Annotated in this window: 12 protein-coding genes; 7 read left to right on the top strand and 5 right to left on the bottom strand. The window is 44.4% G+C overall.

What is annotated here, in order from left to right; all coding sequences use genetic code 11:
* The first annotated feature begins 68 nt into the window (after positions 1–68).
* The 7 genes from rbfA (at position 69) to V2H77_RS14010 (ending at position 7,279) form a co-directional block, all read left to right on the top strand.
* The gene (rbfA, locus tag V2H77_RS14035; protein ID WP_049585104.1) at positions 69–479 is read left to right on the top strand and encodes a 30S ribosome-binding factor RbfA; all 411 of its coding nucleotides are present in this window, start codon (positions 69–71) and stop codon (positions 477–479) included.
* A complete protein-coding gene (gene truB, locus V2H77_RS14030; protein WP_341499298.1) occupies positions 479–1,426 on the top strand; it encodes a tRNA pseudouridine(55) synthase TruB in 948 nt (315 codons plus the stop codon). The genes rbfA and truB overlap by 1 nt, the downstream gene beginning before the upstream one ends.
* A gap of 125 nt (positions 1,427–1,551) precedes the next feature.
* A complete protein-coding gene (gene rpsO / locus V2H77_RS14025; protein WP_015836102.1) occupies positions 1,552–1,821 on the top strand; it encodes a 30S ribosomal protein S15 in 270 nt (89 codons plus the stop codon).
* Between the two features lie 246 nt (positions 1,822–2,067).
* Positions 2,068–4,197, top strand: coding sequence for a polyribonucleotide nucleotidyltransferase (pnp, locus tag V2H77_RS14020; RefSeq protein WP_341499297.1), 2,130 nt, complete (start codon positions 2,068–2,070; stop codon positions 4,195–4,197).
* Positions 4,198–4,321: 124 nt separating this feature from the next.
* Positions 4,322–5,206: a lipoprotein NlpI gene (gene nlpI, locus V2H77_RS14015; RefSeq protein WP_036776503.1), complete on the top strand. Its 885-nt coding sequence runs from the start codon at positions 4,322–4,324 to the stop codon at positions 5,204–5,206.
* A gap of 101 nt (positions 5,207–5,307) precedes the next feature.
* Positions 5,308–5,388 (top strand): protein YrbN, encoded by an 81-nt coding sequence (gene yrbN, locus V2H77_RS23670; protein ID WP_110742800.1) that lies wholly within the window; start codon positions 5,308–5,310, stop codon positions 5,386–5,388.
* Complete coding sequence (locus V2H77_RS14010; RefSeq protein ID WP_341499296.1) at positions 5,378–7,279, top strand: DEAD/DEAH family ATP-dependent RNA helicase; 1,902 nt, start codon at positions 5,378–5,380, stop codon at positions 7,277–7,279. Before yrbN ends, V2H77_RS14010 begins: the two co-directional genes overlap by 11 nt.
* 87 nt (positions 7,280–7,366) lie before the next feature.
* Here V2H77_RS14010 and V2H77_RS14005 read toward each other — a convergent pair whose 3' ends face one another.
* From V2H77_RS14005 to V2H77_RS13985, 5 genes are all read right to left on the bottom strand, one after another.
* On the bottom strand, positions 7,367–7,744 hold the full coding sequence (locus tag V2H77_RS14005) for a type II toxin-antitoxin system PemK/MazF family toxin (RefSeq protein ID WP_341499294.1): 378 nt from the start codon (positions 7,742–7,744) through the stop codon (positions 7,367–7,369).
* Positions 7,734–8,015 carry an AbrB/MazE/SpoVT family DNA-binding domain-containing protein gene (locus V2H77_RS14000; protein ID WP_341499293.1) on the bottom strand — a complete coding sequence of 94 codons (282 nt, stop codon included), beginning with the start codon at positions 8,013–8,015 and terminating at the stop codon, positions 7,734–7,736. Before V2H77_RS14000 ends, V2H77_RS14005 begins: the two co-directional genes overlap by 11 nt.
* Positions 8,016–8,136: 121 nt before the next feature.
* Entirely contained in the window at positions 8,137–9,939 is a 1,803-nt protein-coding gene (locus tag V2H77_RS13995) for a carbon starvation CstA family protein (protein ID WP_341499292.1), read from the bottom strand.
* A 170-nt stretch (positions 9,940–10,109) separates the two neighbouring features.
* Complete coding sequence (btsR, locus tag V2H77_RS13990; RefSeq protein ID WP_341499291.1) at positions 10,110–10,826, bottom strand: two-component system response regulator BtsR; 717 nt, start codon at positions 10,824–10,826, stop codon at positions 10,110–10,112.
* A gap of 2 nt (positions 10,827–10,828) precedes the next feature.
* A complete protein-coding gene (locus V2H77_RS13985) occupies positions 10,829–12,526 on the bottom strand; it encodes a sensor histidine kinase (protein ID WP_341499290.1) in 1,698 nt (565 codons plus the stop codon).
* Positions 12,527–12,694 lie beyond the last annotated feature (168 nt).

Here is a 12,694-nt window from a genome sequence, read left to right as displayed (position 1 = left end):
TTCCTACCACTGGTTAATTTCATTATTATTGGGGGGCTTTTGCCCCCCAAATGTCAGGAGATATAACAATGGCAAGAGAATTCAGTCGTACTCAGCGCGTTGCACAGGAAATGCAAAAAGAGATTGCCATCATTTTACAGCGAGAAGTGAAAGATCCCCGAATCGGTATGGCGACTGTTTCTGGCGTTGAAGTTTCCCGTGATTTGGCTTACGCCAAAGTATTCGTCACTTTTCTGAATGTGTTGACTGAAGAACATGATTCCGATGTGGTAAAAAATGGTATTAAAGCATTGAATGAAGCTTCTGGTTTTATTCGTTCCCTGCTGGGTAAAGCAATGCGTTTGCGTGTCGTACCAGAACTGACTTTCTCCTACGATAATTCCCTGGTAGAGGGGATGAGGATGTCTAATCTGGTTACTAATGTTGTGAAGAATGATGAACAGCGCCGGGCTTCTGCGGATCACAAAGAGGAGAAGTAATGGGGCGTCGTCGTCGCGGTCGTGATATACATGGTGTGTTGTTACTGGATAAGCCGCAGGATATTTCTTCTAATGATGCGTTACAAAAAGTAAAACGTATTTTCAACGCTAGCAAAGCTGGTCACACCGGCGCGTTGGACCCACTGGCAACGGGTATGCTACCGGTTTGCCTTGGTGAAGCCACGAAGTTTTCCCAGTTCTTACTTGATTCTGACAAGCGTTATCGAGTGATAGCCCGTCTTGGTCAGCGAACTGACACATCTGATTCACACGGGCAAATCATCAGTGAAAGAGCAATCCTGCTAAATCAGGCGCAACTTGATGCAGCTTTGGATAAATTCCGTGGTGATACCATGCAAATTCCTTCCATGTATTCTGCACTGAAACATCAGGGAAAACCATTGTATGAGTATGCTCGTCAAGGTATTGAGGTAGAACGTGAAGCACGGCCGATTACAGTCTATGAATTACAGTTTATCCGTTGGGAAGATGATGAACTGGAATTAGAAATACATTGTTCGAAAGGAACTTATATTCGCACTATTATTGATGACTTAGGTGAATTATTAGGCTGTGGTGCTCACGTTATTTATTTAAGACGTTTACAGGTAGCGCATTATCCAAATGATCGCATGGTGACACTTGAGCAATTATATGAATTGCAAAAGCAGGCCAAAGATCAGGAAATACCTGTGGGCGAATTAATTGATTCATTACTATTACCAATGGATAGCGCAATTGCTCATTTCCCAGAGGTTAATTTGATTCCAGTAGTGGCGGCTTATTTTAAACAAGGTCAGGCGGTGCGCAGTGCCAAATCTCCGGCTCTGGTTGAAAGTATGGTACGTGTAACTGAAGGTGATGAACGGAAATTTATTGGCATTGCTGTTATCAATGACGATGGGCTTGTTGCTCCCCGCCGTTTAGTTGTTGAAAGCCGGGATTAGGGTATTTGGGGCTATCTTGCGCTTAACTTATTTGCAGCGTAGAATGGCGCAGTTATATGTTGGGTAGCTGAATTAGAGATCGGCCATCCGTAATTTTAGTTTATATATTTTTGGAGTTTGTAATTATGTCTCTAAGTACTGAAGCAAAAGCGCAAATTATTGCTGAATTTGGTCGTGATGCGAATGACAGTGGTTCCAGTGAAGTACAGATTGCTTTGTTAACTGCGCAGATTAACCACCTGCAAGGCCACTTTTCAGAGCATAAAAAAGATCACCACAGCCGTCGTGGTCTGCTGCGCATGGTTTCTCAGCGTCGTAAACTTCTGGACTATCTGAAGCGTAAAAATGTAACAAGTTACACTGCGCTGATTGGGCGTCTTGGCCTGCGTCGCTAATCAAGCAAGTTTCAGTGGAAAGGGGCCATATATGGCCCCTTTTCTTCTGAGAAGCCATCATAGGCAACAGCACAAAAAATGCTGGTGGTGGTTTTTGTTAAGGCTCTTCAGTTACAGAGGTTCGCGCGGCTAATGAGAGTGCTTAAGGGAGTAAGACCTGTCGTTAGTCGCGAGGATGTGGCATGAAGAGATTATTCATTTTTGTCTGTTGAATATAACAGGCAATGTTAACGAAAGGATATTATTTTGCTTAATCCGATTGTTCGTAAATTTCAATATGGTCAACATACCGTTACTATCGAAACAGGTATGATGGCTCGCCAGGCTACAGCGGCTGTCATGGTCAATATGGATGACACCGCTGTATTTGTTACCGTTGTTGGTCAGAAAAAAGTAAAAGAAGGTCAGGATTTCTTTCCACTGACTGTTAACTATCAGGAGCGTACTTATGCTGCTGGTCGTGTTCCAGGCAGCTTTTTTCGTCGTGAAGGTCGCCCTGGTGAAGGTGAAACGTTAGTCGCTCGTTTGATTGATCGTCCTCTGCGTCCTCTGTTCCCGGAGGGTTTCCTGAACGAAGTGCAGATTGTAGCAACAGTTGTTTCTGTTAACCCGCAAGTTAACCCAGATATTGTTGCGATGATTGGAGCTTCTGCTGTTTTGGCACTATCTGGTATTCCGTTCAATGGTCCAATTGGCGCTGCTCGCGTTGGTTATATTAATGATCAGTATGTGCTTAACCCAACCAGTGATGAGCTGAAAAACAGCCGTTTGGATCTGGTGGTTTCAGGTACTGCTGGTGCTGTTTTGATGGTTGAATCGGAAGCAGACATTCTAACTGAAGAGCAAATGTTAGGTGCGGTAGTATTCGGCCATGATCAACAACAGGTGGTTATTGATAACATCAATGCGTTGGCTGCGGAAGCAGGTAAAGAAAAATGGGATTGGGCGCCGGAGCCTGTTAATCAAGTGTTGCATGACCGTGTAGCTGCATTGGCAGAAAGCCGTCTGGGTGATGCTTACCGTATCACTGAAAAACAGGAGCGTTATGCTCAGGTTGATGTTATCAAAGAGGAAGTCACGGCAGCGCTGTTGGAACAGGATGAAGCTTTAGAGGAAGCCGAAATCCATGAAATTCTGGGTAGCTTAGAGAAAAAAGTCGTTCGTAGTCGTGTCTTACGTGGCGAACCACGTATTGATGGTCGTGAAAAAGATATGGTTCGCGCATTGGACGTACGTACTGGTGTTCTGCCCCGAACTCATGGCTCTGCTCTGTTTACCCGTGGTGAAACTCAGGCTTTGGTTACTGCGACTTTGGGTACAGAACGTGATGCACAGATCATTGACGAGTTAATGGGAGAACGCACAGATCGTTTCCTATTACATTACAACTTCCCGCCATATTCTGTGGGTGAAACAGGTATGATGGGTTCGCCAAAGCGTCGTGAAATTGGTCATGGTCGTCTGGCTAAACGTGGTGTAGCGGCAGTCATGCCGAAAGCTAACGAATTCCCATATACTGTTCGTGTAGTTTCTGAAATCACGGAGTCAAACGGTTCATCTTCAATGGCATCTGTTTGTGGCGCATCTCTTGCGTTGATGGACGCAGGGGTGCCGATTAAAGCTGCTGTTGCTGGTATTGCAATGGGGTTAGTGAAAGAAGACGATAATTTTGTTGTTCTGTCTGATATCTTGGGTGATGAAGATCACTTGGGAGATATGGACTTTAAAGTCGCGGGTAGCTGTGAAGGCATCAGCGCACTGCAAATGGACATCAAAATTGAAGGCATTACCCGTGAAATCATGCAAATTGCTCTGAATCAGGCAAAAGGCGCGCGTTTGCACATCCTGAGTGTAATGGAGCAGGCAATTCACAGCCCACGTAATGAAATTTCTGAATTTGCACCACGTATTCACACTATTAAGATCAACCCTGATAAGATCAAAGATGTTATCGGTAAAGGTGGTTCAGTTATCCGTGCGCTGACAGAAGAAACCGGTACTACCATTGAGATCGAAGATGATGGCACAGTGAAAATTGCTGCAACTGATGGTGAAAAAGCAAAACATGCCATCAGTCGTATTGAAGAAATCACTGCTGAAATCGAAGTTGCTCGTATTTACACTGGTAAAGTAACCCGCATCGTTGATTTTGGCGCATTTGTTGCTATTGGTGGCGGTAAAGAAGGTCTGGTACATATTTCTCAGATTGCTGATAAGCGTGTTGAGAAAGTGGCAGATTATTTGCAGGTTGGTCAGGAAGTCTCAGTTAAAGTTCTGGAAATTGATCGCCAGGGTCGTGTTCGCCTGAGCATTAAAGAAGCGACAGCCGGCGTAATTGTCGAGGATACACCCGTGGCGCCACAATCAGCAGAATAAATTTGATGTCATAAACGGTGTCTTTAGAAAGGCGCCGTTTATAGACTCAGGGCAGGAGGCCCAATAAATGCAATATGGGTGATAGGGCATTCTTAATTTAATGTCTGACTTTCGGGAGTAGGAAATGAATCTTTTTCTGCGCTGGTGTTATGCTGTAGCAATACTTCTTTTGGCAGGATGCAGCAGCAAGGATTGGCGTAAAAACGAAGTTTTTGCTATTCCGTTACAACCTTCATTGCAACAAGAAGTCATTCTGGCTCGCATGGAACAGATTCTTGCGAGTCGGTCATTGACAGAAGATGAGTACGCACAGCTTTTATATGAGAGAGGTGTGCTGTATGATAGTCTCGGCCTGAGAGCTTTGGCACGAAATGATTTTTCTGTTGCCTTATCTATTCGGCCTAATATTCCAGAGATTTTTAATTATCTGGGAATTTACTTCACACAGGCTGGCAATTTTGATGCTGCCTATGAAGCGTTTGATTCTGTATTAGAGCTTGATCCAACTTACAATTACGCGCGTCTTAACCGTGGCATCGCGTTGTATTACGGTGGTAGGTATAAGTTAGCGCAGGATGATCTGCAGGCGTTTTATCAAGACGATCCAAATGATCCTTTCCGTTCGCTGTGGTTGTACCTGGTGGAAAAAGAATTTTATCCTAAAGGGGCAATGTTGAATTTGTCGCAACACTACGAAAAAGCGAACCGGGGGCAATGGGGCTGGAATATAGTTGAATTCTATTTAGGCAAAATTAGTGAATATACATTGATGAATCGCTTGAAAGAGAATGCAACGGATAACACTTCGCTCGCTGAGCATCTCAGTGAAACTGACTTCTATTTAGGTAAGCATTACCTAAGTCTGGGGGACAAGGATAGCGCATCTGCGTTATTCAAGCTGACGGTAGCTAACAACGCACATAACTTTGTTGAGCACCGCTATGCATTGTTGGAATTGGCGCTGTTAGGCCAGGAACAAGATGACCTATCAGAATCGGACCAGCAATAGCTGACGAACATTTCGATATCGATTAACAAAGTCCATCATCTTGATCGATGAGGGCTTATTTGTTCGTTTAATTAAATACTTTGAGCCAGTTCACATTTTAAATGAAAATGACCGAAATTTTTTTCAATGCGTTATGTAGACTGGCCGCCATAACTAATGAGGCACCATTACATGACCACTGAGACTGAAATCTCTTTTGCTGATCTGGGTTTATCAGCACCTATCCTTTCTGCACTGGAAGATCTTGGCTATGAAAAGCCATCTCCAATTCAGCAACAATGTATTCCCCATCTATTAAATGGTCGTGACGTACTGGGTATGGCGCAGACGGGGAGTGGTAAAACCGCGGCATTTAGTCTGCCTTTACTGCATAACATCAATGCTGAGTTGAAAGCTCCGCAGATCCTTGTGTTGGCGCCGACCCGTGAACTGGCGGTACAGGTAGCCGAAGCGTGCGCAGATTTTTCTAAACATATGCGTAACGTGAATGTTGTTGCGCTGTATGGTGGGCAACGTTATGACGTTCAGTTACGCGCTTTGCGTCAAGGGCCACAAATTGTTGTGGGTACACCTGGGCGTCTTCTGGATCATCTGAAGCGTGGTACTTTGGATCTGTCTAATCTGAGCGGCTTAGTTTTGGATGAAGCAGACGAAATGTTGCGTATGGGCTTTATCGAAGATGTTGAAAACATCATGAGCCAGATCCCTGCTGAACATCAGACTGCGTTGTTCTCTGCAACTATGCCAGAAGCTATCCGTCGCATTACTCGTCGTTTTATGAACGATCCGCAGGAAGTACGTATCCAAGCGAGTGTAACGACTCGTCCTGACATCAGCCAGAGCTATTGGTCTGTTTACGGTATGCGTAAAAATGAAGCTTTGGTGCGTTTCCTTGAAGCAGAGGATTTTGATGCCGCGATTATTTTTGTGCGCACTAAAAACGCAACGTTGGAAGTGGCAGAAGCACTGGAGCGTAATGGTTACAACAGTGCGGCGCTAAACGGTGATATGAACCAGGCACTGCGTGAGCAGACATTGGAACGTCTGAAAGATGGCCGTTTAGATATTTTGATTGCAACTGATGTTGCAGCGCGTGGACTGGATGTTGAGCGCATCAGCCTGGTTGTTAACTATGACATTCCAATGGATGCCGAATCTTATGTTCACCGTATTGGCCGTACTGGTCGCGCAGGGCGTGCTGGTCGTGCGTTGTTGTTTGTAGAAAACCGTGAACGCCGCTTGTTACGTAACGTTGAACGTACAATGAAGCTGACTATTCCAGAAGTTGAGCTGCCAAATGCTGAGTTGTTGAGTCAGCGTCGTCTGGAAAAATTTGCCGCTAATGTGCAGCAGCAATTGGAAAGTAGCGATCTGGATCAGTACCGTACTCTGTTGTCTAAATTGCAACCTGCGGAAGATCTGGATATAGAAACGCTGGCCGCCGCATTATTAAAAATGGCGCAAGGTGAGCGTCCATTGATTCTGCCTCCAGATCCAGTGCGTCGTCCTCGCCGTGAATTCAATGAGCGCGATGATCGTCGTCGTAATGGCTTGGATGATCGTGGCGAACGTGGTGATCGTCCTCGTCGTGAACGCCGTGATGTCGGTGAAATGGAGTTGTACCGTATTGAAGTGGGCCGTGATGATGGTGTTGAAGTTCGTCATATCGTTGGTGCGATTGCTAACGAAGGTGATATCAGCAGCCGTTATATTGGCAATATCAAATTGTTTGCAACGCATTCCACGATTGAATTGCCAAAAGGTATGCCAGGTGATTTGTTGTCCCACTTTACCCGTACCCGCATTCTGAACAAGCCAATGAATATGCAGTTACTGGGTGATGCACAGCCATTTGAGCGCCGCGAACGTCGCGGTGGTCCACGTAACGGCAATGGCAATGGTCCTCGTCGTGATCGTGAGAATTTTAATGGTGGTGGTCGTCGCTTCAGTGGTGAGCGCCGCAGTGGGGAAGGTCGTGGTGAAGGCCAAAACCGTGGCAATTTCCGTGGTCGTGGCGATGATCATGGTTCATCTGCTCCACGCCGTCGTTATAACAACAGTAATGCGCAGTAATTGTCTGATTAATATTTAAATAATAAAAGCGGCTCTTTTTACAGGAGCCGTTTTTTTATCAGTTAATTGTTTCAATTGCGGTATGATTCAGTTTTCTTGGGGATCAATTAAATCAATTACTTTGCCAATGATTTCATCAAGCAATTCAGCCTCTGCATCTGTAGCATATGTCGCTTTCGTTCCTTCTAAATCCAGTGCTCTGATTTGGTGACATAATACGACACCTGTGATTTCTCCAGAAAGTGTACTACGGCCATCAACCACAACTGTTGTACCTGATGAGCGTGGCTTGCTCCCACCTGTTGTTATTGGACAACAAATTGCAGTTCCTAAAGCTTTATTCAATATAGTTTCAGTGATAATAATGAAGTAATGTTTTCCCTTTAATTTCCGGCCAGTCACTGGATCATGATCTACAAACCAGATTTCTCCTCGTCCTGGGAATTTTTTCCTTTTAGTCATCATTGTATTCCTTACCAACTGCCGGAGTTTCGTTCCAGAATGCTACTGATTGATTTAGTACTTTTATTTCCTGAGGATTGATTTCTGTAAGAAGCTGGGATAGGGTTTTTCTCCCTCTCCGTTGCCTTTTAGCAGATATTATATTGAGACATTCCCCCTGTTTATTTAGCTCTATTTCTGTACCGGGGCGCCAACCCAATGATTGAGCTATATCGCTGGGAATAGTTAATACAACAGCTCCACCTTGCTTTCTTAATCGAGTCAATGTAGCCATAACTGTTCCTTAAAAAGACGCATTATGTAGCACATTATAGCACAAATTACATGTTCATTCATGTCTATAACAGCAAAAGCTGCTCTATACAAAGGGCAGCTTTTGATACGTGGAAGGAAAATCAGTGATTCAGTACTTCAACTGAATTACCTGCACTGCGGGTGCGCCACAGTTTTAGCCACTGCATAATGGAAGAGACCGTAATCACAACGCCGAGGATAACCATCACAATGGAGATAGTTCCGTTGAAGATGTTGAAACCTTTTGCTGCGGGGTTGAAGTAAACATGCTTCACCATCCAGTAAGCAGCGTAGTTCACAGTCACGTACAGGTAAGCCAGTGGTATCAGGCAGGTCAGCATATACCAGCGTTTTTCAGACAGACGTAGGATAATGGTTGCGCCAATCATCAGGCCGATGGAGGCCATCAGTTGATTGGATACGCCGAATAGCGCCCAGACTGAATTGATATCGCCGGAATTCAGTAGGTAGCCCCACAGTAAACAAGCAACGATACTGCAACCAATGGAACCTGGTAACCAGTTAATGCGTTTCAGAGGCGCCCAGATATCGCCCAGAAAATCTTGCAGCAAGTAACGGGCAACACGGGTACCAGAATCGACCGCTGTCAGGATAAATACAGCTTCGAACATGACGACGAACTGGAAGAAGTAGGATGCCAACTGGCTGAACCAAGGGATGCGGGTGAAAATATCTGCCATACCAACCGCCAATGTCACTGCGCCACCGGTACGGCCATACAGATCCAGACCAATTTCCTGACTCAATTGTGGTAGATGGATAACATCCATACCTAGTGTGGCAAAGACCTCTGGGGTGGAATTAATCGCGAAATAATCAGCAGGATATAGGGAAGTGGCAGCGATCAAGGCCATGACGCCAACAACACATTCTGCCAACATTGCACCGAAACCAACTGGCAGAATATCACTCCACTTATCGATCTGTTTTGGTGTTGTGCCAGAGCCGATAAATGCATGAAAACCAGAAATAGCACCACACGCAATGGTGATGGAGATAAACGGCCACACCGGACCAGCCAGTACAGGGCCATTGCCATGAATAAATTCAGTGACTGCCGGGAATTGGATCTCCGGGTTAATAAAGATGACACCCACAACCAGCGCACCGAATACACCGATTTTCATAAAACTGGAAAGATAACCACGGGGAGTCAATAACATCCATACAGGCAGAGCGGTGGCAAAAAACGCATAGATTGGCAGCGCCAAGCTGACAGTTGATGTACGCAGACTCAGCCACTCACCGAAAGCAGATGCCTGAATGTAAGGGCCGGCAATCACACAAGCCATAATGGTGATAATACCTACCCAAGTTGCTCCGCGCATATTACCTGTGAAGCGCTCCCATAGACCGACTCCGATTGCGACCGGAATGGTCATAAATACTGCAAATGTTCCCCAGGGATTACGTTCTAGCGCGTGAACGACCACCATAGATAGTCCTGCCATAGTAATCGTAATGATGAACAACATTGCAAGGCCGGTGCACCAACCAGCAATTGGGCCAAGTTCTGTTTTGGCAACTTCTGACAGGGACTTACCGCTATGTTTCATTGAGGCGAACAGAACAACCGTATCATGTACGGCACCGCCGATAACACAGCCGATTAACAGCCATAACATACTTGGCAGATAACCGTATTGAGCTGCTAACACAGGGCCAACCAGCGGTCCTGCGGCTGCGATTGCTGCGAAGTGGCTACCAAAATTGACCCATTTTTTCGTGGGTACATAATCCTTACCGTCTTCCAGTAAATGGGAAGGCGTAACCTCGCTGTCATCTGCTTTCAGTACTTTTTTAACGAAGAATACGCCGTATAAGCGGTAACAGATAACCAGAATACACAACGTTGCAATAACAAATGTGAGAGCGTGTTGCATTTCTCTTCTCCTGAGAGTTATAAATTTTTACTCGTATCTTGTCATAGGTAAAGGAAGCTATAAGGGAGTGTCTGAGTGAGTGGTTATATGGCGGGTTAAGTGGTCAGATTCAGCAGGTGAGCGGTGAGTAAGAACTGACTAACCTGCTGAAAATGTGATGAATGTCACGGTTACTTCAATCCTAGTGCTTCTTTTAGTGGTTTTAAATAACGGCGGCTGACAGGAATAGTTTTACCATTGCGTAGAATCAGTTCGGCCTGTCCGTGATCACCAAATAGAATTTCGCGCAGATGGGTCATATTGACCAAATATTGACGATGATTTCTCATCAATGGTGTGCGGGTTTCCAATGTGCGAAGTGTCAGTTCAGTAAATCCTTCCTGCCCATTGGTACACATAACATACACCCCACTTGGACGGGAGGTGACGTAAAGGATTTCATCCAATTGAATAAGCCAGATTCGGCTGTGGCCGGTGCATGGGATATATTTTAGCGGCTCTTCTGCTTTGAGGGTGGAAATATCCTGTTTCTGATGTCCTTGCCGTAATCGTTGTAAGGTTTTAGTTAGACGGTTTTTTTCCAGAGGTTTTAATAAATAGTCAAATGCGTGCTCTTCAAATGCTTGTATTGCATATTCATCAAATGCGGTCAAAAAAACAATATAGGGACGATGTTCTGGATCGAGCATACCAACCATTTCTAATCCGGTGATACGTGGCATTTGGATATCCAAAAATACAACATCGGGTTTTAGATGATGTATGACGCCAATGGCTTCAACGGCATTGGCGCATTCGCCAATAATTTGAATATCATGTTCTTCTTCTAGCAAACAACGTAGGTTTTCTCGTGCAAGCGGTTCGTCATCGACAATTAATATATTCATATTCACACAGTTTTATTAACCTCTTTAATGAGTGGTAAGCGTAAAATTACGCGGGTAAATTTTTCTGGTTGGCAATCTATTTGCACGCCATAATTTTCACCATAGCGAAGTCGTAGTCGTTTATCTACCAGACTCATTCCTAGTCCATCCCCCATAGAGGCAGATTTATAAAGACCGGCATTATCTTCCACTTCCAGTATTAACAATTGATGCTGTTGATGAGCGCGAATAGTAACCCTACCGGTTTCTAATAACTGTGATGTGCCGTGTTTGATCGCATTTTCTACTATTGGCTGGAGAGAAAAAGCGGGTAATTTGGCGTGAAGCAAAGATTCCGGCAATTCAATGCTTATTTGCAGATGATCACGAAAACGTGCCTTCTCAATTTGTAAGTAAGCATTCACATGCTCTATTTCATCAGCCAGCGTGACAATCTCTTCCGACCGTTTCAAGTTCTTACGGAAAAAAGTTGAGAGATATTGCACTAATTGACCCGCTTGATAACTGTCCCGTCGGATTACGGCTTGCAGGGTATTTAAGGCATTAAATAAAAAGTGAGGATTCACTTGCGCATGAAGCAGCTTAATCTCTGATTGCAGCAGTGATTGTTTATTACGTTCATATTGTCCTGCGAGGATTTGGGCGGATAACAGGCTGGCAATACCTTCCCCTAGGGGGCGGTTGATTGAGCTAAATAGACGATTTTTAGCTTCATAAAGTTTGATTGCGCCGATAACTTGCTGATTTTCCCCCTGTAGTGGAATAACCAGGGTGGAACCCAATTTGCAGGTTGGATTAATTGAGCAACGGTAAGGTATTTCATTGCCATCGGCATAAACCACTTCATTATTTTCAATTGCTCGACGGGATTGTTCTGAAGAAATAGGTGTTCCAGGGAGATGATGATCTGAACCGATACCAATAAATGCCAGGAGTTTTTCTCTATCTGTAATAGCAACTGCGCCTATTTCCAGTTGCTGATAAATAACTTTTGCTACCTTCATACTGTTATTTTCATTAAATCCTTTTCGCAGAATACCTTCCGTATAGACAGCGATTTTCAGGGCTTGAGCAGAAAATGCACTGGTGTATTTTTCAAATATCGCGCGTCGGTCAAGCAGGATACGTATAAACATTGCTGAACCGATACTATTGGTGACGATCATGGGGGTGGCGATATTTTTAACCAACGCTAATGCTTCACTGTATGGACGAGCGAGCAGTAGTAAAATACCCATTTGTATTATTTCAGCACAAAACGTGACGACAGCGGCTGTCCAGGGATTAATCAGTCGGTTTATCTGACCACGTTTCGTCAGATAGCTGTGAATAATGCCACCGATTAAACCTTCAATAATGGTCGATATCATGCAACTGAAAGCAGTCATCCCGCCAAGAGAATAGCGGTGCAGTCCACCGGTTAATCCCACCAGCACGCCGACGCCTGGCCCACCTAGCAGTCCGCCAAGGACTGCGCCAATAGCACGGGTATTGGCAATGGAATCACCTACATGCAGACCAAAATAAGTTCCCATAATACAGAAAATGGAAAAAGTGACATAACACAGCAGTTTATGAGATAAACGCACAGTAACTTGTAACAGTGGAATAAATAGAGGTGTTTTACTTAGTAGCCAGGCGATAACTAAATAGACACACATCTGTTGTAGTAATAACAACACAAGATTAAATGCGTACATAGACTTTCCGAGAGAATCGTGAATATTGTTAGTTTACAGAAACAGCTAATAATATTATTAAGAGTTTAGTTTAAGTAGGTTAACATTTGACAAGAATCATAAACCACTACACTATTGTAAAGCGTTTTCCTTTCTATCAGTGATTATACGCACGAATATATAAGAAAT

This window comes from Photorhabdus sp. P32 (genome assembly GCF_038085095.1).
Classification (GTDB): Bacteria; Pseudomonadota; Gammaproteobacteria; order Enterobacterales; family Enterobacteriaceae; genus Photorhabdus; species Photorhabdus luminescens.
Note: the sequence above shows the minus strand (reverse complement) of the source record. Positions and strands in the feature narration are given on the sequence as shown.